Origin of the sequence: Chryseobacterium sp. 'Rf worker isolate 10', assembly GCF_050753305.1 — a bacterium.
Classification (GTDB): domain Bacteria; phylum Bacteroidota; class Bacteroidia; order Flavobacteriales; family Weeksellaceae; genus Chryseobacterium.
On record NZ_JBOZOF010000001.1, the window covers coordinates 2,161,925 to 2,183,687 of the forward strand.

The following is a 21,763-nucleotide window of genomic DNA, read 5'->3' on the forward strand; positions in this document are numbered from 1 at the left end:
AAAGAATTTGAGTTTCGGGTTCGGGACTTTTGATATTTCGCCTAATAGTTTCACTTCATTTTTTTCGCCATTACAAATACAATATTTAATAATAGGCTGTCTGTAAATAAGCAGGCAGTTTTTTATTCGCTAAAATTTTATTTTCTCAATTTGAGATAATAAAGAAATTTTCTTTATTTTTGTTTTCAATCAAAATGAAAGGCATTATGTTAAAGAAAACCGTCATTATCAGTTTATTCACCTTTATTTCTGCTTCTTATATGGCTCAGACCAATACTACCATACCCGTTTATTTAGATGAATCCAAACCTGTAGAACAGCGTATTCAGGATGCATTATCAAGAATGACACTGGAAGAAAAAGTAGCAATGCTTCATGCACAGTCGAAATTCAGTTCACCGGGTGTTCCAAGATTGGGAATTCCTGAATTCTGGACCACAGATGGCCCGCACGGGGTACGCCCTGAAGTAATGTGGGACGAATGGGATCAGGCCGGATGGACGAACGACTCTATTATCGCCTACCCTGCTCTGACTGCTTTATCCGCAACATGGAACAAAAAAATGTCATGGAACTATGGGAAAGCGTTGGGGGAAGAAGCCCGTTACAGAAAAAAAGATATCCTTCTGGGACCTGGAGTCAATATTTACAGAACACCGCTGAATGGAAGAAACTTTGAATACATGGGTGAAGACCCTTATCTGACCTCAAAAATGGTGGTTCCTTATATTAAAGGAGTGCAGTCTAATGGCGTGGCAACTTCTGTGAAACATTATGCTCTGAACAATCAGGAAATGTTCCGTCATACGAGTAATGTGAATGTAGATGACAGAGCTCTTTATGAAATTTATCTTCCACCTTTCAAAGCAGCGGTAACAGAGGGAGATTCATGGACCATCATGGGAGCTTATGACATGTACAAAGGTCAGTATGCCAGCCAGAATCAGTATCTGTTAAATGATATTTTAAAGAAAGAATGGAACTATAAAGGCGTGGTAGTATCCGACTGGGGTGCTGTCAACAATACTGAACAGGCCATCCACAATGGACTTGACCTTGAATTCGGATCATGGACCAACGGACTTTCTGCAGGAACTAAAAATGCCTATGATAATTATTACTTAGCAAAGCCTTACCTTGATTTGATTAAAGCAGGAAAAGTAGGTACCAAAGAATTGGATGACAAAGTAACAAGGTTGCTTCGTCTTGCTTATAAAACTACGATGAACCGTAACAAGCCTTTTGGAAATATTGCTTCTGAAGAGCATAAAGCTATAGCCAAAGAAATTGGAGAAGAAGGGATCGTTTTATTAAAAAATCAGGGAAATGTTCTTCCAATTGATATTAATAAGGCTAAAAAAATAGCCGTTATCGGAGAAAATGCTATTAAAATAATGACTGTAGGCGGAGGTTCTTCATCATTAAAAGTAAAATATGAAACCCTTCCTTTAGATGGAATCAAATCCAGATTTGGAAAACAGGCAGACGTACAGTATGCGAGAGGTTATGTAGGTGATATCGGAGGTGAATACAACGGAGTAAAATCCGGACAGGATTTAAAAGATACCCGCTCTGAAGCTGAATTATTGAATGAAGCTGTAGAATTGGCTAAAAAATCAGATTATGTAATTTTTGTAGGCGGACTGAATAAAGCAGACTTCCAGGACAGTGAAGGAAACGACAGAAAGAGCTACGGGTTGCCTTACAGTCAGGATCACGTGATATCCGCTCTTGCAAAAGCCAATAAAAATCTTGCCGTAGTTTTAGTTTCCGGAAATGCTGTGGCAATGCCATGGATCAAAGACGTTCCAACTGTTGTACAAGCTTGGTACCTTGGTTCTGAAGCCGGAAATTCTATTGCTGCCATTTTAGCAGGAGACGCCAATCCATCAGGAAAGCTACCTTTTACATTCCCTGTAAAACTTGACGACAATTCAGCGCACCAGCTTGGAGAATATCCCGGGCAGAAAGACGAGTTGGCAGCAGGAAAAGGTAAAGACCAGAAAAACCCTATCAATATTACGTACAACGAAGGCATTTTTGTAGGTTACCGTTGGCATGATACTAAAAATATAAAACCTCTGTTCAGTTTCGGACATGGGTTGAGCTATACCACTTTTGAATTCGGAAAAGCGAAAGCAGACCAGACCACGATTTCACAGGATGGTAAAATTACATTTACCGTAACAGTTAAAAATACAGGTAAAAAAGTAGGTGCTGAAGTTGCCCAGCTTTACATCAGTGATTTAAAATCATCTGTTCCGCGTCCAACAAAAGAGTTGAAAGGTTTTGAAAAAGTGTATCTGAATCCGGGAGAACAGAAGGAGGTAAGTTTCACCATTGATAAAACGGCTTTAAGTTATTTTGATGCCGGAAAACACGACTGGGTTGCTGAACCGGGAGACTTTGAAGCGTTGATTGGAAATTCTTCCTATGCTATTAAAACAAAAGTGAAGTTTACCCTTAAATAAATGGGAAATTCAATTTGAGAGTATCCACTCAAAAAAAGAATATCTCACATTTTAATAATTTATTTGGTTGAATTAAACAGATCCCGGATTTGGGGTCTGTTTTTATTTTTCCCTCAGATCATAGAGATTTCACAGATTTTTTAAGACAAATATTAAAGAGGGATCTTTTCACTTCCGGATTCCAGCCCAAAATAAAAAGCAGATTTCAATTTGAAACCTGCTTTCATTTTATCTAACAAATCTTGAGTTATTTTCCACCGCCGCCGTTTTTCTCTACGTCGGTTTTTGTATTTTCTTTTACCTTCTGATTTCCGAAACGTTTTACAAAAGTAAGGGAAACACCATACCAGTCCCATTTTGAATACTCTCTGAAAGTTCCGTCCGGGCTATAAGTGGTGTTATCACCATAAGGTCTTTTAAAAATATTCATTAACTGCATACTCAGCTCCATCTGTGTTTTCGGGAATATTTTGGTCACTGAAATATTATGGAATACGTTGGTATTATTCGCATAAGAGTTCCCGTTATTCTGGTTGGCCAATTCTACCCATGCACTTAAGTTTATATTTTTATTGAAAAGATTCGTGTAAGATACATTCGCGGAAGCTCCCCAATAACTGATATAATCTTTGCCTCCCAACTTATTCTTCTCATTAAAGTCCTTATTATTAATGTAATACCATCCAAATCCGGCATTTACATTCAGTTTATTTTTCAGGAAGTTCTGATTCGTGTTGGCAAAGAGATAATATTTCTCAACTTTTCCATCGAAGTTCCCAGGCAATGAAACCGTTCTTCCATTTTCCGTCACGTAAGTCGTCCAGTAATCCTGATTCGTGTGCATATATCTTGCTGAAATAAAGTACTTTTTCAGAATTCCTAATTTCAAATAAAGCCGGTCATTCGGGTTGGGATTCAGATAAAGGTTCCCTCTTGAATAGGTTCCGTTAATTTCAGGCACCAGAAAAGGATTGAATTCCGAATACCAGGGTCTCCAGATGGTTCGGTTATAGGTAAGACTTAAGTCAAACTTCTCTGAAAAACTATACTTCAGCAATAGATTGGGAAGAAAAGTTCCGTATGAATCTTTTCTCTCCGTACCGGCAACATCCTGTCTTACCTTATAATCAATATATTCATAACGAACTCCGATTCTTGTTTCTAATTTTTTGAAGAATGTTTTGCTGTAGTTAGCATACAAAGAGCTTAAATTGTCCTCATAATGGAAGGTATCATTTCTGGCAAGATTATAATATTCTGAGTTAACGTCAGTCATACTGAAACCATACAAACTGTTTGGAATAATATGATTGTTAATTTCCGTTTTCCCTCCTACTTCTATCGTACCGCCGGATTTACCTAAAGGCTGTGTATAATCTACTTTCAGATAATAATTACGCATCTGATTTGAACTGATAACTCCTAGCTGCTGAGCTTTGCTCCCTGTCTGATTATTAATTTGTTTATCAATTAAATTATCATTGTCATTGCTGGAGTAATTGGTTCCTAAATTGATATCTAAAATTCTGTTCTTTTCTTTATCATAATATTTGTAGAAAGCATTGGTTCCCAGATTACGGTTGAATCCCCATGTATTCTGAGTCTGAAGAAAAGAGTCACCAGGCTCTCCATTATTGAAGATCATCCCATTAGATTCTGCCAGAGACAGATTTCTACTCTGTGAATATTCTGCTACAAATCCGATATTATTTTTATCATTCAGTTCAAATTCTGAAGTGGAAGAAAGTGACGGACTCTCGTTTCTCATCACGTTCTCCAAATTGAACTGAGTCAGTTTATTAGTAGCATAACGGTTATCCCAAGTTTGAGTCTTTTGTACATAATTTCCGCTATTGTAACCTCCTATAAAAGTTTGGGTAAACTTTTTCTTATGGTAGTTCAGGTTGAAATTTGTGTATTGAGAGTTTTTCGTGCTTTGTCTGTTGTTGAGAGAGATGCTTCCTTTTATTCCTTCGTCATCTCTTTTTTTCAGAACAATATTGATTACAGATCCTGAAGTTTCATAACGGGAGGAAGGGCTGGTAATCACTTCAATTTTCATCAGGTTGTCAGCCGGAATCGTTTTAAGATATTCCTTCAATTCTTTCCCTGTAAAAACAGATTTTCTGTCGTTGATGTATACCGTAACCATTTGTCCTTCGGCTTTTACATCATCATTGTTATCAATACTTACCAAAGGAGTCATTCTCAGGACATCCCATGTTGTATTTCCGGCCAGAATTGCACTGTTCGCTACATTGAATACAGTTCTGTCTATTTTCGATTCTACGGTCGGTTTTCTGGCAACCAGAGTAACCGCTTCTATTTCTTTTGCATTTCCTTTTACAGTATCCTTTGCAGCCGGAGCCGGAGCTTGCTGAGCCACTGCTAATGAACCTGCTAATATCGCTATTGGAAATATAATTACTTTCATGTGAAATTATAGTTTTTCTATAAGACCATTATATTCACAGGTTTGTTACATCAAAAATTAAAAAAAATAAAATAATTATCTAATTTCCAATAAGATATCAATAATTAATTTAAACATAAATTGAAAAATAGTACAAATTTTTCAATAAAGAAGGTCAATATAAATCACTTCCATAATAATTATTCTTAAAAGGACTTTTTATCTGTAATTTAAATTTTATTGAAAAAAGTTTTAAAATTTATCATTAATAGATGAATCTTTTATGATCAGTACATAAAAACAAGGAGATCATCATCAGATTTCAAAAGAGACATGAATAAAAAAAGCCCGGATCTCACCCGGGCCGCTAGCAATAGCAAATTTACAAGGATTAATATTAAAAAATATATGCTAGTTTAAATTTTCAAAATAATGGATAACACCTACTTCAGGCAGACGAAGCGGATCTTTATTAAAATCAGATTCTTTATTTTTACTGCTTTCCAGAAAAGAATTGCTGAAAAGTGCATATGAAGGCTGCTCTGCCAATCCGTTTTTCAAAAGCTGATGGGCTTCCACAATTGTTTTTCCATAGAGTTTTCTGAAGTTTCCAATATTATATTGTGAAAAAGACCCATAATGAACAATAAATTTGAGAGCCAAATCTATTTTCGTGCTTAAACTTTTACTCAATTCATCTATCTTCCTGTTGAAGGCACTTCTCATCTTCCAAAGCATTGTTGAAATACTCTGGTAAGACGGATTTTCATCATAACGGTAAAATAAAATGGCATCCCCCTCAATCTCAGAAATTTCAAAATACTGATCGTTTACATCAATCAATGTAGACAATAATTGTCTCACAATATACTCGCCTGTATACAATTTTGTATTGAACACAAATTCGGTAAATCCGCTGAAATCCGGAATAAGAATGATCCCCTCTTGTATATTTGTCTTCATAATGATTATGGATTAAAAACCTGCTTCATCATTAGAGACGAAGCAGATTCAATTTTACTTTATTGCCATCCGCCACCTACAGAACGGTAAAGCGCTGTAATGGCATTCAGTCTCTGGGTTTTCAGAGAAGCAAGTTCCAGTTCTGCCTGAAGTTTATTCGTCTGTGCGATGATCACCTCTACATAAGTCGCTGAATTATATTTAAATAACAAATCAGCCTTCTTCACTGCCTCACCGGATTTTACTGCCAGTCCTTCCGCAATTTTCTGTTGTTCTTCCAGCTTTTGAATTTGTACCAATGCATCAGAAACTTCTCCTACCGCTTTTAAAACAGACTGCTTAAAGTTGATTTCTGCCTGATCAGCCAGTACTTTAGACTGCTCATATTGTGTTTTCAGCTGTTTTCCATTCAAAATAGGTTGCGCGACAGCTCCCGCCACCATTCCGAAAAGTGATCCCGGAACACTGAACCATTTGCTGATCTGGAAGGCATTTACTCCTCCCTGCGCTGTAATATTCAAAGAAGGATACATACTCATTTTTGCCACATGAATCGCAGCGGCACTTTTTCTGACCTCAAGTTCTGCTGTTTTAATATCAGGTCTGTAGCTTAATAATTCTGAAGGAACTCCTGCTGCAAGATGATCCGGAGACTGCACATTATTCAGGCTTGCACTTCTTTCAATTTTTCCCGGCATAGAACCTGTCAACAAACTCAAAGCATTTTCCTGAGTGGTCACAGAGCTTTCAATATCGGGAATTGATTTCAGAATCTGATCCTTCACAATTTCCTGCTGCTGTACTGCCAAAGCTGTTGTCAAACCAAGCTCCTGCTGCTTGGTCAGAAACTTCAGGGTATTATCCGCATACGCCAGATTGGATTTTGTAATTTCCAGCTGAGTATCCAGCATTAACAAGTTGTAATATCCCTGTACAACCGCAGATACAACCTGAGTTTTTACCGCTTTTGCCGCTTCCTGTGTTTTAAGATATTCCGCTAAAGCCTGTTCTTTTCTGCCTTTGATCTTCCCCCAAATATCCGCTTCCCATGAAAAGCTAAGAGACGTTGTATAATCTTCCATATATCTTTTTCCCATGAACTGTCCGGCCATCATTCCGTTCATACTGTTATCTGAAGGACGGTTGATATTGGCATTGGCAGAAGCACTTACTGTAGGAATATTTCCCCATTTACTTTGATTATAGGCCAACGAAGCAAACTCTATCTGTTTTAAAGCCACCTGAAGATCATTATTCTGCACCACCGCTTTATCAATCAGTCCTACCAGAACGGGATCTTTAAAAAAATCTTTGTAGCTGATTTTAGCAATATTTTCTTGAGAATCTGTCACAATACTGTCACTTCTGAAAGTTTCGGGCATTTTGATTTCAGGCTGTTCGTATTTCTGAACTTTACAGGAGATTGCTGTTCCCGAAATGAATGCGATATATGCTATATTTTTAATTTTCATTTTTAAAATCATTTGAATTAATATTCCCAATCCGCATCGGTTACTACCCTACCATTGATTCTTTCATGCAATGCCTGGAATACCACAAAAAGAACAGGAACTACAAAAATCCCTAAAATGGTTCCGAAAAGCATCCCTGAAATGGCTGCATATCCGATAGAATGATTCCCCATCGCTGAAGGACCTATCACAAATAACAATGGAAGTAATCCTGTTATAAATGCAAGGGAAGTCATCAGAATAGGACGCAGACGGGCTTTGGCACCTTCCACAGCAGAAGCAATAAGACTTTTTCCTGCTCTACGTCTCTGAATGGCAAATTCTACGATCAGGATACCATTTTTAGCCAATAATCCGATCAGCATTACCAAAGCAATCTGTACATAAATATTATTGGAAAGCTCCGCAAATGTAATTCCTACAAATACGCCTGAAAGCCCTACCGGAATAGCAATCAATACTGCTAATGGAAGAATATAACTTTCATACTGCGCTGATAAAAGGAAGAACACAAACACGATACATAATCCGAAAATCATGACAGATTGCGAGCTTGAACCTGCTTCTTCACGGCTCATTCCTTTATAATCGTAAGTATATCCCGGAGGAAGTACCTGCTTGCTCACCTCATCAATGGCCGCCATAGCCTGTCCGGTACTGTATCCCGGAGCCGCCATTACCGTTAAATTAGATGAGTTAAAAAGATTGAAACGATCCACTACTTCAGCACCTGTGACTTGTTTCAGGCTTACCAAAGTATTGACAGGAACCATTTGCCCAAGATTATTTTTAACGAAAATTCCGTTCAGAGATTCTTTATCCTGTCTTGTTTCCGGCGTAGACTGTACCAGTACTCTGTAATATTTCCCGAATCGGTTAAAATCAGAAGCCTGAATACTTCCATAATACCCCTGCATCACTCCTAACACATCAGAAACATTTACTCCCAACTGAGCAGATTTTACTTCATCTACAAGCACCTCAAATTGTGGATAGGTAACATCAAACGTAGTAAATGCTACTGCAACTTCCGGTCTCTGCATCAAAGCTCCCATCATTCCGTAGGAGATATTTCCTAAATTCTGAAGTTCTCCGTTAGTACGGTCTTGAAGCACCAGTTCCATCCCGCTGGTATTACCGAAACCATCTACCGTTGGGGTGTTGATCACAAGGAAATTAGCTCTTTTATCCTGAGAAAGCATTCCCTGAGTTTGTCCTATAATGTCATTGATATTATTAACAGGCCCTCTCTCACCTCCTTTTTTTAATTTAACGAAAATAGAAGCTGCAGAAGATGACATAGAACCACTGAATAGGTTCAACCCGTCTACTGAAATTACTTTGTCCACTGCCGGATTTTTCATTAAAAGATCTTCCGTATCGGAAACTACTTTTGATGTTCTGTCCTTTGATGCTCCGGGAGCAAGATTAGCAGTTACGATAATAAAACTTTGATCTTCATCCGGAATAAATCCTTTAGGTGTTGTCATAGACATCCATGCGAACAATCCTCCGAAAGCCACAATAATAATCAAAGCCACCCATTTTCTTTTTAAAAGGAACAGCACAGCTTTTCCATAGCGGAAAGTCAGTTTATTGAAGCTCGCATTGAATCCTGCAAAGAACCGGTCTTTGAAATTCATTTTTTCATGAGTTCCCGGATGGTGTTGTTTTAAGAATAAAGCACATAAAGCCGGACTTAATGTCAATGCATTTACTGCTGAAATAACAATAGCAATCGCCAGCGTCAATGCAAACTGCTGATAGAATAATCCTGTGGAACCACTCATAAAAGCCACCGGAACGAATACCGCTGACATGATCAATGTAATCGAAACAATAGCTCCTGTGATCTCACTCATGGCCGACATGGTTGCTGCTCTAGGATTCAGTTTTTTATGTTCCATTTTAGCGTGAACAGCCTCTACGACAACGATCGCATCATCAACCACGATACCAATCGCCAGCACCAGAGCAAACAATGTCAGAATATTAATAGAGAATCCGAAAACCTTCATAAAGAAGAATGTTCCCACAATAGATACCGGAACTGCAATCGCCGGAATTAAAGTAGAACGGAAATCCTGAAGGAAGATATACACCACAATAAAAACCAGAATAAATGCTTCTATCAGGGTATGAATAACCTGTTCTATGGATTGATCCAGCGCGTCTTTTGTAGCATAAGGAATTTCATAATCCATTCCTGCAGGAAAGGATTTTTCCAGTTCTTTCATTCTTTCCTGAAGGGCAATCTGTACTTCATTGGCATTGGATCCTGCCATCTGGAAGATCGCCATCGTTACAGATGCTTTTTTATTGTAATTGGAAGAAACCGTATAACTGTACGCTCCGAATTCCACTTTAGCAATATCTTTTAACTTTAAAACAGAACCATCGTTCAATGCTTTAATCGTAATGTTTTCATATTGTTCAGGCTCTGTAAATTTTCCTTTGTAGCGAAGAACATATTCCATGACCTCTTTACTTCTTTCTCCTAATCTTCCGGGTGCTGCTTCAAGGTTTTGGGTCTGAATAGCACGGGAAACATCGGATGGAGTAAGATTGTAAGAAGTCAGTTTATTCGGATCCAGCCAGATACGCATAGAATAATCTTTATTTCCGTATACCATAGCATCTCCTACTCCTTTTACCCTTTTCAGTTCCGGAACGATATTGATTTTCGCATAATTTTCAAGGAAAAGATCACTCATTGTACCGTCTTTACTGGTCAGAGAGACCATCGCAATCATACTGTTCTGTCTTTTCACTGTCGTAATTCCTGCCTGAATTACCTCTGCAGGAAGCTGATTGGTAACCTGCGCTACTCTGTTCTGAACGTTAATGGCAGCCTGATCAGGATCTGTTCCTAATTTGAAAATAACAGTGATACTCAATGTACCGTCATTACTGGCTGTAGAAGTAATATAGTCCATATTTTCCACTCCATTGATGGCGTTTTCCAATGGTGGCGCTACGGATCTTGCAATCGTCTCAGCGTTGGCTCCCGGATAAGCAGCTGTCACCATGACGGTAGGAGGTGCAATGTCCGGAAATTTGGTAATCGGAAGGCTTACCATCCCGACTATACCCAAAATAACAAGCAATACGGAGATAACCGTTGCCAGTACGGGTCTTTTTATAATTTTCTTTAACATGATTTCTTCTTAGGATTTTTTCTGTTGAGCATTTTTCTTTTGTGCCACTACAGGAGTTCCCGGCTGTAGACGGTCAAAACCGCTGGTGATATACTCATCTCCTGCCTTAAGTCCTTTGGCTACAATGAAATTATCCCCGGCCTTTCCGTTTACTTCAACCGGAAGCATTGCCGCTTTTCCCCCCTGAATCGTGAACACAAAGACTTTATCCTGAATAGTTCTGGTAGAAGCAATCGGGAGTAAAACAACATTGCTGTAGAACTGATCCAGTACAATTTTACCAGTGTTTCCACTTCTCAAAAGATTGTTGGGATTGTTGAATTTCGCTCTTAGCGTGATTGATCCGGTTGTTTTATTAAACTGACCTTCCACCGCATCAATCTTTCCTGTCTCAGCATATTTTTCACCTCCTGAAAGCAATAATGATACTGCCGGTGTATTTTTGATCACCTCATCAATATTGCTACCCGTGTATTGTTTCTGAAAGTTATTAAAATCATTTTCGCTCAAACTGAAATAGGTATACACCTGATGAATGTCTGATAACAGCGTAATCGGATCCTGATTACCCGGCGTCATCAAACTTCCCAGACGATAATTGAATCTCCCAATAAATCCGCTCACCGGAGCTTTAATAGTAGAAAAGTTTAAATTGATTTTTGCAGATTCAATAGTAGAAGTAGATTGGCTTACTGCCCCACGTGCCGCATTATAAGATGCTTCAGCTTCTTTTACCTGAATTTCGGAAACCATTTTGTTTCTGAATAGTTCTTTTTTTCTGTCCAGATCAATTTTAGAGGTTGAAAGGTTGGCCTGAGCGGTAATCAGAGCTGCCTGAGCACTTTTCAGCTGTTCACGAAAAACCTGATCTTCAATTTTGAATAAAGGCTGGCCTGCTCTCACAAAATCACCTTCATCTACAAAAATTTTGCTTAAATATCCTGTTACCTGAGGTCTGATTTCTACATTGGAAACGCCCTCGATAGATGCTGCATATTCTCTGGAAACAGAAGCGTCTCCCTGTGTCACTTTTGCCACTGGTAATTCCGGAGCCTGCTGCTGATAGCCTTGGTTTTGATTATTTTTCCTGCACCCCGCCAACACGATCAGCGAGAGGAAAAGTAGAGTTGATTTTTGAATAAAAAATCTTTGCATAACAATAGTCCTTTTAAATTTCCGCACAAAATTCGAACGAAAAAAATTCAATAGGATTATTCGAAAAACTCCTTGTTTTGTCAAAAAGACACCTTATTTTCAAAATCATGATAAATATCACTTATAGACAACATAAATGATAACATTCAGTATTTTAAATCAAAATAATAGTTGAAATTTGGTAAAAAGACGTCTTAAATTTATAAATCACTGATTATCAATACAAATCATCTTTTCTATATTCCAGGGGAGATCTCCCTACGTGTTTTTTAAAAAACTTACTGAAAGACGCCTGATCTGAAAACTTCAATTGTGATGCCACTTCACCAATATTCAGGTTGGGATTTCTTAGCAGTAATCTGGCTTCTACAGCTAAAACCTGATGTATAATATCTCTCGGAGATTTAAAGACTGTTTTATTGATTACTTTCGTAAGGTATTTGCGGCTGATAAAAAGTTTATCTGCATAGAACTGAACATTATGTTCTTCTTTAAAATGATCCTGAACCAGCTTAAAGAAACTGGTCGTCAGCTCATCTTCTCTGTTGGTTACAACATGAGGTTTTTCTATTTTCTTAAAATAATTATCAATTTCGTAGATCACCAGCGAAAAGTGATGCCAGATCATTTCATTGAAATAATAGTTATCTTTTTCCTTATCGTTCAAAACCTTAAGCTCATCGAGATGGAAATTTATTTTTCTGTATACATCCGGTTCATTTCTTATGATGTGGGTAGGATCTGACGAAAGGCTTTTCAGAACATTGTTTGATTTATAATTAAATCCTGCATCAGAAATAAAATTCAATGAAAAGAAAATATATTTAGCATTGTAATCTTCAGAAATTTCATCCACCCAAAAAGTTTCTAACATCGGACAAAAAACAATATCGCCCCTGGAAACTTCATAACTCTTGTCATCCAATCTGAATGTGACTGCTCCTTTCTGTACCATAAAAATGCAGAAATAATCTGAACGGTAAGGAATGTTCGGCTGTATGATATAATTAACCTTATCAATTTCCATCACAACAAATTCCTTGATTCTTAGATCGAACTCCACTTGCTGAAGCACTTCATCAAAAGCTAGCTGCGAAACAAAATCAGGTTTTGGCTGGGATTTTTTAGGCATTGGAAAAAAATTAAATACGAAGGTAGTGGAAAAAGAAAAAAGAGCCAAGAAGTAAAGAGAGCCGAGAAGGTAAATAATCTCATTTTACTTTTTATTGTTTATTAAACAACGATCATCAATTCTTTATCGTAGCCATTATATTTTTCATCAATATAGCCATGAGGATTACAGATGATTTCTGTTTTTTCAATCTTATACCTGCACGGCGTATGGATATGCCCATGAATCCAATACAATGGCTGGTATTCTTTGATTACATCTTCCAGATCAGAAGCATAAGCAGCCGTTAAAGGATCTTCTTTGTAATGATCGGGAACAGATTGTATACTGGGTGCATGATGGGTAACGACTATATTTTTAAGCCCTTTGGAATCTTCAAGGCTTTCTAACAGCCATTGTTTTGAAAGCTGATGGATTTTGAAGGTATCCAAAGTTCTCATTTTTGAATAGGAAGGATCCCGACGGATCATTTTATAGTCATTCATTTTAGGCTGACAAAGCATTCCGTATTGAACAGGATTTCCAAAGATTGAAAAATCTGTCCATAAGGTAGCCCCATGAAAACGAATTCCATCAATATCTATAAATGCATTTTCCAGTACATGAACGTTGGTATCCAGCGATGCTTCCTTAATTTTATTGAGTGTTTTCGGATATGAACCTTTGTAGTATTCATGATTTCCCAAAATATAGATTACAGGTTTATTGGGTATTGCTTCTTTAATCCATTCAATTCCTTTGGTTCCCACGTTGACATCACCTGCCAATACTACAATATCCGCGTGATCAAAACATAATTCCGTACTTCCAAATTCCCGATGAATATCGCTGATAACCTGTATTTTCATGATGTATCGTAAAAATACAAAGGTAATAAAGGGAAAATAGAATGACAAGAAGACAAAAAAGAACCGGCACCCAAGCACCGATTCTTTCGTCATATAGTTTGTATATTTTTAGACCACTTGTCATGAAACAGCAACTTCCGCCTCCTTTACTTTTAAGCTTTTTACTATAAAATAGAATAACATTCCGAGGGCTAATAGAGCGTAACCGATTAAAATAATCAGATTCAGGCTTCCCACTGATAATTCTGATGGAAAGATCTGGCTCATTAACGTCATGAATGACAGCCCGATCCCAGCTCCCAGAAAGTAACTTGTAGAGCTCAAACTTGATGCCAATCCATAGTTTGAAGGTTCAACATCCTGAATTCCCATTACCGAAAGTGCGGTAAAACAAAATGTCATTCCTACGCCGGATATGCATGCAGCTCCCAGTAAAACCATTGTCAACGGATGCCCGGCATAAACTGAAATCAACAGCAACAATCCTCCAGCCAACATAAAAGACCATCCTAAAACACCCATTTGAGAAGAGCTCAGACGTTTTGATACATGGGGCAGAATAAATTTAGCCGTTAAAGCCGATATGATACTGAACGGAACAAGCATTAATCCTGCTGAAGCGGCGCTGTAACCCATATCTTTCTGAAGCATCAATGAAATCAGGAATAAAAATCCTATAAAAAATGCGCCCAAAGTAAAGAATACCGCATTGGAAACCACCAAAGATTTGTGCTTAAATAATTTCAAATCTACTAATGGTTCAGCAACAGATTTTAGTCGGTAATAGACCATAACAAGAAGGACTAATGCTAAAACCAAAGAACCTGTTACCAGGAAAGGCTGTTCTTTAATATGAACCAATTCATGGGTTCCGTACGTGAGGCTTAATAATCCAAGCACCATCAATATTCCTGAAACCAGATCTGTTTTCTGAGCGGCTTCATTTTTCTCATCTGTGGGCAGATAATAATAAGACAGTACAAGTGTTATTAAAAGAATAGGAACATTGATCAGGAAAACCCAATGCCAGCTCAGGTAAGTACTGATAATTCCTCCTACGGAAAGACCACTTCCGGAACCAATGGCAGCAAATGAACTGAAAATTCCGATAGCACGGTTTCGCTCCTGCTCTTCTCTGAAGGTATTGGTCACAATGGATAAAGCTGACGGCATTACTAATGCAGCTCCTAACCCCTGTAAAGCACGGAATATTGCCAGCACCTCAAAGTTTTGGGATAATCCTGCTCCTAATGAAGTGAGCATAAAAATCAGCGCTCCCCATAAAAACATTTTCTTTCTCCCGATCTGATCTGAAAGTTTTCCTCCAATGATCAGAAATCCACCAAAGAACAGTACATAAAGTGTCTGTAACCACTGAACAGTTTCCGCTCCGATTTGAAACTGCTGCTGAATAGAAGGAATTGTTAAATTAATAATGGCAATATCCAAAGCCTCCACAAATGTTCCTATCGATGCTAAAATTAATATCAAATTCTTCCTTGTATCCATATATTCAAATTTCCTGCAAAATTAAAATTAACAGAACATATATAAAAATTTAACCTTAAATTTGGAACGATATTAAAAATAATAAATATTTAAAAGAACAAAACACCTGATACATTAAAAAAAACCTATAAAAACAGAACAAAATGGCAACTGAAAATTATATTCCTGATGAAAAAGACTTATCCATCCTCCGTTTGCTTCAGAAAGATGCGAAGATGAGTGTCCGTGATATTTCGGCAAGAATCAACTTAAGTCCCACTCCTACTCACGAACGTATCAAACGTATGGAAAAGCAGGGAATTATTAAAGAGTATACTGCTGTGGTAGACCGTAAAAAAGTCAATAAAGGAATGATGGTGATCTGTATGATCGCTTTAAATGTTCACAATAAAAAAACAGCAGGAAAATTCATTGAGGAAGTCAGCAAACTGAAGGAAGTAGTTGAGTTTTACAATATCAGCGGAGATTTTGATTTTATGCTGAAGATTCTCGCTCCCAATATGGATGAATTCCATGAGTTTTTTGTGAATAAATTATCAGAAATTCAGGGGATTGGACAGACGAAGAGTATTTTTGTGATGAACAGCATTAAGGAAAGTGCACAGATTGTTTAAACTAAAAAAGCAGCTATGTAAAATACACAGCTGCTTTTTAGCTTAAACCAGAATTTTCTGAATTATTTTGTCATTACTTATTTCCAGTAATTCCAGACTGAACCGTCAAATACCGCCAGTGTTTTGCTGGTGGTATCATAGCAGATCATGCCCGGATAAGGATTTTTTACATTAAGATGAGGTGCTGCTATTTTAGGAAGAATCATTGCTTTATTCTGAGATTCCAGAACCAACACACCATCAGCAGGGCTTGTACTATCTCCCATAATAACTCCTTTACCTGTCTCTGCAGAATTATTAACAACAACTGCACTTGAATTTCCGGCATCCGATAAAGATTTCCAAACATCATTTTCGTACACTTTTACTTTGTTATCTGTAACATCAAAAATAAATGTTCCATTCGCTAAAGATCCCGTGGAAAATCCGGATGTAGCAGGAAGAATTAAGCCTTTTGTGTTTCCGGATACATTATCAAAATCCAATACCGTACTCCCTCCATCTATAATTTGCTTGCCAATGGCTATTTGAGCGAAGGATGAGTTAAAAACTATCAGAGCAGCTATTATACTTATGTTTCTTATATTTTTCATACTATTTACAGCTAGATTAATCATTACAGCTTCTTTGCACACATTTCCATTCGGTTCCGTTATAAAGTTTCACACACTTATCCTGAATATCGTAAAGAAGCATTCCTTCTTTTGGCTCTGCGATGGCATCTCCGGATTGCGGTGTCTGACTTACATGCTGAACTCTGGTAATGACAAAACCTTTATTTTTCGATTCCATAGCTAAAAATCCGTTAGGGATATTTTCCGGCCAAGAATTGCTTTTCTGCTGAATGGTAATTCCAAATTTGGTAAATCCATCGGGTGTTCCGGAAAGTCCCGGTTTTGTACAGAACCCATCGATATCATCAATAATCACAGGAGCATTTCCACAACTTGTTTTATCTTCGGATAATCCTTCAGGCCATAAGGTTGGACACATCGTTTTTGTTGCATTCGGACCACAGAAACTGGAATTTCCCATTCCTAATCCTGTTACAGATCCCATAGCAATGGCTACAATCTGACTGTCGTCACTGATGATAGAAGCTCCTCCACCTCCACTTACGTCTGCTTTTGCAATACAATATGCTTTTCCGGTAGGAATTCCGATATATTCAACTGATGGATAAGTGGTAGACTGCTGGGTAAATGTTCCACATATTTCTACAACACTATTGGTTCCCAACTCAATAACAGAAGTTGTTCCGGGATAAAAGCCTCCAAAGGTAGGATCTTCCTGAATCACTGATCCTACAAGAGATAAAAAGGATTTGGTTCCTAATGTAATTTTTGAATTTTTCTGTGATCCGAAAGTTCCCACTTTCACTGTTCCTGTAGATTGCACACTTGCTCCGTCCCCAATCTCCAGAACTCCGTCAACCTGAATGCTATTAGACTGCAGCTGTCCGGATTGAATGATAAGTGCAGCTCCGTTCGGAATACTGATATTTGTACTTATATTAAGGGTTCCGTTAAGGCAATAAGTATTTCCACTTATCATTGTCTGCCCGGTATAGGGAATGCATTGAGCGTATGCTAAAGCACTGAAAACAAGCATTAATAAAAATGTTATTTTTTTATCAATACTTAAAAAAAATAAGTTATTCATGTATATTTATAATATTTTAACAGATTATCATCGTTTTAATGAAAAATATTTAAATTTTCAACATCATCGACGGACTATTAAACAATTAACATACCAAACACGTGTTTAATTTTTCTATCATTATCAAACACTTCATCAGAATGTAATTTTTACAACTCTATTAAAAACAACTAAAAAATACTATATTACAAAGCATTAGACCTTTTAAAAAACACTATGCATTGATGAAAATATGCATAGGTTAAATAATATTTTTCCTGCATCATGTGATCTCAGTTTAATAGAAAAAAATGCCATGTTCTTATGTATTTCTTTCTTATTTAAAATCCAGAATGACCAAAACAACGACAAATTTTATCACAATCTGCTTTTTTCAGATTTTCTATCTGAATAAAATGATAGATAATCTGAATAGCAGACCTCATCGAAAATTTGCATTAAAAAACGTAAATTTGCAGCATGAATAACGATACGATCTGTGCGCTGGCTACCGCCAATGGAATAGGTGCTTTAGGCATCATCCGAGTTTCAGGAAATGAGGCTTTATCTGTAGTTCAGAAAAGTTTTCCGGCAAAAAAGCTGGAAAAACAGAAATCCCACACCATTCATTACGGTTATTTTATGGATGAGGAGGAAGCTATTGATGAAGTAATGCTTTCAATTTTCCTGGCTCCGAAAAGCTTCACCACTGAAAATTCTGTGGAAATTGCTTTTCACGGCTCTCCGCATATCGGAAAACGTATTCTTGAAACCCTGATCAAAAATGGGGCAAGAATGGCCAAAGCAGGAGAATTCACCCTCCGTGCTTTTATCAATGGAAGAATCGATCTTTCTCAGGCAGAGGCAATTGCTGACGTGATTGCTTCTGAAAATGAAGCTTCAAGAAAGGTTGCCATCAATCAGTTAAAAGGGGGAATTACCAATGAAATTTCCTTATTAAGAACTGATCTTCTGAATTTCGTTTCCCTTATTGAGCTGGAACTTGATTTTGCCGAAGAGGATGTAGAGTTTGCAGACAGAACTGCGCTGAGCGGATTATTAGATAAAATTGAATTAAAATTAAATTCTCTGATTGAAAGTTTCCAATACGGAAATGCCATTAAAAACGGAACCGCTGTTGCTATCATCGGAAAACCGAATGCAGGAAAATCTACACTACTAAACTCTCTTCTAAAAGAGGAAAGAGCGATTGTAAGTAATATTGCAGGAACAACGAGAGATACGATTGAGGAAGTTCTTCATATTAAAGGTCACGCCTTCCGATTGATTGACACTGCAGGACTTCGTGAAACGGTGGATGAAATTGAAGCAATCGGGGTAAAAAAAGCTAAAGAAAAGGTAGAAAACGCTAATATTCTTGTGTATCTAGCTGATGCTGCTACGGAGGATTTTTCGGAGGATATTGAAATGATTCAATCACTTTTGAGAGAAGATCTGAAACTGATTATCTGTGCAACAAAAATTGATGAGGTTATTCCAACAAAATACGAAGCGGTAGAAAATATTTTCAGAAATGCCATTTCCCAAGAGTTTGATTTCATTAAAATTTCTGCGGTTGAAAATCAAAATATACAGGATCTGAAAAATGAACTTTCATCCTATGTAGAGCATTTAAAAACTGAAGAAAATAATGTTGTAATCACCAATCAACGTCACTTTGAAGCCCTAAGAAAGTCTTTAGATGCTGTTGACAAAGTGAAAGAAGCTATTTCGTTCCAGATTTCTACAGAATTGCTGGCTTATGAGCTCAGAAATGCCCTGGAACATCTCGGAGAAATTTCAGGAGAAGTTACCAACGATGAAGTGCTGGGGAATATTTTTTCTAAGTTTTGTATCGGGAAATAAATTAACTTTCTCTTGTTTTCTTTTAGTTTCTTTTGCTTGATTTATAGTGTTTTATATGTTTTTTATTTTCTCTTTTTAGTGTTTGTTTGTATATTTGTTACACCTAAAGTACACCTTGTTGTTATAAAGTTGTACAAGTGTACATCTGAATTGCAAACTTATGAAAATTACACTCAAGCAGAAAGCTCTTAAAAATGATATGCTTAGCCTTTATATTGAATACTATAAAGGCTCAACAAATGATTCATCTGGAAAAAGGATTCATCTTAGAGATTTTGAGTATTTAAAAATTTATTTATACCAATTTCCTAAAACTGCTCAAGAAAAAAAAGAGAATAAAGAAAATGAAAAACTGGCAGAAAATATTCTTTCAATACGCAAAGCAGAATATGTCCAAGGAAAATTTGATATAAAGAACACTAGCAAATCCAAAAGAAGATTTCTTGAGTATTTTTCTGAAAAGACAGGAGAAAAACAGAAACAAGATACTTCTAACAATTATGGAAACTGGTTTTCTACTCTCCAACATTTAAAGAAAATCATATCTCCAAACTTTACTTTTGATGAAGTTGACGAAAATTTTATTAAAAAGGTTAGAAATTATTTTGACAGCAAAGCAAAAACTAAGAGTGATCTTCCATTATCCCAAAATTCTAAATATTCTTATTTCAACAAATTTAAAGCATCATTAAGGAATGCTTTTGATGAAGGCTACCTTTCTATCAATTATGCCAGTAAAATAAAATCATTTGAACAGGCTGAAAGTCAAAGGGAATACTTAACATTTGATGAATTGCAAGCCCTAGCCAGTACACAATGTAAATATGCTGTACTTAAGCGTGCTTTTCTGTTCTCTTGTTTAAGTGGGCTTCGATGGAGTGATATTAATACAATGGTTTGGTCAGAGGTAAGAGACGAGGGGGAAATAAGCAAAATCAACTTCCGTCAAGAAAAAACAGATGGAGTTGAATACTTATACATTTCTCAACAAGCAAGGGAACTACTTGGTGAAAGACAGTCTCCGGAAGACAGAGTTTTTCGTGGACTTAAATATGGGATGGTTTATAATACTGAAATTGTCCGGTGGTGTAATAGAGCAAGTATATCAAAACATATAACATTTCACAGTGCAAGACATACAAATGCTGTTTTATTATTAGAAAACGGAGCAGATATTTATACTGTCTCTAAAAGATTAGGTCATCGTGAAATTAGAACAACAGCAATTTATGCCAAAATTGTAGATAAAAAGATGAAAGAGACCGCAGAAATAATTCCTGAACTAAAAATTAAATTATGAAAAAGAATCGTTTTATACTCAAAGCATATTTACTTATTTTATTAATTATAGCTATTTCAGCACTTCTACTCTGGGGAATTTATTTCTTTTCATTAGATGATAGAGTCTTTCTATTAAAAGTACTCTTGTTTTCTTGTATACTATTTATGTTTTTTCCTTTTTTTAAAGTTAATATTAAATGGGTTTTAAATTATTTTTTTTGTATAGATAATAGTTGGTGGGATAAAAGGATTCAAAGACCAAGAATTCTAATATATATAGTATATTTTGGAGTATTATATCTAGTCGTTACAAACTTTCCAAGTAACAAAAATGATTATGTACTAATACTAAATCGTCTTTCACTTATTTTTTACCTTCTCATTGGATCTTTTGTGGTTGGAAGATTAATTTGGTCTAAAAAATTTGAAACCCTAATTCTTCCTGAACTTAAAAATATTGTTAGTCATGATATCAAGATTATGACATCAGATTCAAAAGTTTTAGATTCTCTAATAAATGATAACAAAAGTAATATAGATAAAAGCTCAATAGAAGATTTTAAAAAACTTTTAAAAGGAGAGAAATTGGATTCTAGAATTAAATGGGTTGGAACTTCTGGCAAAAATAGCATTACATATACCGGAATTTTTTTAGTGTTACATTCGGTAATTGAAGGAGGCGAAATTAAATTTTCGAGAGAGAAAAGAAAAGCCTTAATGAATTTCATTACGGATAATTTTGTAAAATTTGAAGAAGAAGAAATTAAAGAGATTTCCTTTAATACTATTAATGGAGCATACACCAACTTTATATTACCCAATAATACTCTAAAAAGATAGTCTAAACTCCTACTAAAAGGGACTTTTAGAGTATCAGAGTATTTTTTTACTTACATCACATTCTTTCCTTTGCTGTCATAAATCCAAAAAAAACAAGCAATGGAAAGTAACCTAATCTTACAAAAGCTTAACCGACTTGAAAAATTATTAGTCGGTGCAAAGAGTATTTTTAATGTTGAAGAACTTGCAGATTATACAGGTTTTAGTAAATCGTATATCTATAAGCTCGTACATTCTAATATTATTCCTTATTCAAAACCAAACGGCAAGACTTTATTCTTTGAAAAGTCTAAAATAGACAATTGGCTAAGAAGCAACTATTCTAAATCCGATACGGAAATTACCGAAGAAGCTGAAAATTATATTTTCAAATCTCAAAAATAACAAAGCGCAACTATTG

16 protein-coding genes are annotated in these 21,763 nt (G+C 36.4%); 6 read left to right on the forward strand and 10 right to left on the reverse strand.

Features of this window, described 5'->3' with window-relative positions:
• Positions 1 to 260 precede the first annotated feature (260 nt).
• Positions 261 to 2,471 (forward strand): glycoside hydrolase family 3 C-terminal domain-containing protein, encoded by a 2,211-nt coding sequence (locus LKL37_RS09820; protein WP_431610448.1) that lies wholly within the window; start codon positions 261 to 263, stop codon positions 2,469 to 2,471.
• Between the two features lie 247 nt (positions 2,472 to 2,718).
• Here the strand turns inward: LKL37_RS09820 and LKL37_RS09825 are convergent, their stop codons facing one another.
• The 8 genes from LKL37_RS09825 to LKL37_RS09860 all read right to left on the reverse strand — a co-directional run bounded on the left by LKL37_RS09825 (position 2,719) and on the right by LKL37_RS09860 (position 15,121).
• Positions 2,719 to 4,905, reverse strand: coding sequence for an outer membrane beta-barrel protein (locus LKL37_RS09825; protein ID WP_431610378.1), 2,187 nt, complete (start codon positions 4,903 to 4,905; stop codon positions 2,719 to 2,721).
• A 390-nt stretch (positions 4,906 to 5,295) separates the two neighbouring features.
• Positions 5,296 to 5,847 (reverse strand): DUF2652 domain-containing protein, encoded by a 552-nt coding sequence (locus tag LKL37_RS09830; RefSeq protein WP_431610379.1) that lies wholly within the window; start codon positions 5,845 to 5,847, stop codon positions 5,296 to 5,298.
• 59 nt (positions 5,848 to 5,906) lie between these two features.
• Positions 5,907 to 7,319, reverse strand: coding sequence for an efflux transporter outer membrane subunit (locus LKL37_RS09835; protein ID WP_431610380.1), 1,413 nt, complete (start codon positions 7,317 to 7,319; stop codon positions 5,907 to 5,909).
• A gap of 17 nt (positions 7,320 to 7,336) precedes the next feature.
• Positions 7,337 to 10,477, reverse strand: a complete 3,141-nt coding sequence (locus LKL37_RS09840) for an efflux RND transporter permease subunit (RefSeq protein ID WP_431610381.1) — start codon at positions 10,475 to 10,477, stop codon at positions 7,337 to 7,339.
• 9 nt (positions 10,478 to 10,486) lie between these two features.
• Entirely contained in the window at positions 10,487 to 11,632 is a 1,146-nt protein-coding gene (locus LKL37_RS09845) for an efflux RND transporter periplasmic adaptor subunit (protein ID WP_431610382.1), read from the reverse strand.
• 217 nt (positions 11,633 to 11,849) lie between these two features.
• Positions 11,850 to 12,764, reverse strand: a complete 915-nt coding sequence (locus LKL37_RS09850) for a helix-turn-helix domain-containing protein (RefSeq protein WP_431610383.1) — start codon at positions 12,762 to 12,764, stop codon at positions 11,850 to 11,852.
• 101 nt (positions 12,765 to 12,865) lie between these two features.
• A complete protein-coding gene (locus LKL37_RS09855; RefSeq protein ID WP_431610384.1) occupies positions 12,866 to 13,612 on the reverse strand; it encodes a metallophosphoesterase in 747 nt (248 codons plus the stop codon).
• A gap of 120 nt (positions 13,613 to 13,732) precedes the next feature.
• Positions 13,733 to 15,121 (reverse strand): MFS transporter, encoded by a 1,389-nt coding sequence (locus tag LKL37_RS09860; protein WP_431610385.1) that lies wholly within the window; start codon positions 15,119 to 15,121, stop codon positions 13,733 to 13,735.
• Between the two features lie 143 nt (positions 15,122 to 15,264).
• Between LKL37_RS09860 and LKL37_RS09865 the strand changes: the two genes are divergently transcribed.
• Positions 15,265 to 15,735: an Lrp/AsnC family transcriptional regulator gene (locus LKL37_RS09865; protein ID WP_431610386.1), complete on the forward strand. Its 471-nt coding sequence runs from the start codon at positions 15,265 to 15,267 to the stop codon at positions 15,733 to 15,735.
• 77 nt (positions 15,736 to 15,812) lie between these two features.
• On the opposite strand, the gene LKL37_RS09870 is transcribed toward LKL37_RS09865, so the two are convergent.
• Both LKL37_RS09870 and LKL37_RS09875 read right to left on the reverse strand, forming a co-directional pair.
• Positions 15,813 to 16,328, reverse strand: a complete 516-nt coding sequence (locus LKL37_RS09870; protein ID WP_431610387.1) for a hypothetical protein — start codon at positions 16,326 to 16,328, stop codon at positions 15,813 to 15,815.
• 16 nt (positions 16,329 to 16,344) lie between these two features.
• Entirely contained in the window at positions 16,345 to 17,397 is a 1,053-nt protein-coding gene (locus tag LKL37_RS09875; protein ID WP_431610388.1) for a hypothetical protein, read from the reverse strand.
• Positions 17,398 to 17,856: 459 nt separating this feature from the next.
• Between LKL37_RS09875 and mnmE the strand changes: the two genes are divergently transcribed.
• From mnmE to LKL37_RS09895, 4 genes are all read left to right on the forward strand, one after another.
• Entirely contained in the window at positions 17,857 to 19,242 is a 1,386-nt protein-coding gene (mnmE, locus tag LKL37_RS09880; protein ID WP_431610389.1) for a tRNA uridine-5-carboxymethylaminomethyl(34) synthesis GTPase MnmE, read from the forward strand.
• Positions 19,243 to 19,402: 160 nt separating this feature from the next.
• Positions 19,403 to 20,542: a tyrosine-type recombinase/integrase gene (locus tag LKL37_RS09885; RefSeq protein WP_431610390.1), complete on the forward strand. Its 1,140-nt coding sequence runs from the start codon at positions 19,403 to 19,405 to the stop codon at positions 20,540 to 20,542.
• On the forward strand, positions 20,539 to 21,363 hold the full coding sequence (locus LKL37_RS09890; RefSeq protein ID WP_431610391.1) for a hypothetical protein: 825 nt from the start codon (positions 20,539 to 20,541) through the stop codon (positions 21,361 to 21,363). Before LKL37_RS09885 ends, LKL37_RS09890 begins: the two co-directional genes overlap by 4 nt.
• A gap of 99 nt (positions 21,364 to 21,462) precedes the next feature.
• Positions 21,463 to 21,747, forward strand: coding sequence for a helix-turn-helix transcriptional regulator (locus LKL37_RS09895; protein ID WP_168237404.1), 285 nt, complete (start codon positions 21,463 to 21,465; stop codon positions 21,745 to 21,747).
• The last annotated feature ends 16 nt before the right edge of the window (positions 21,748 to 21,763 follow it).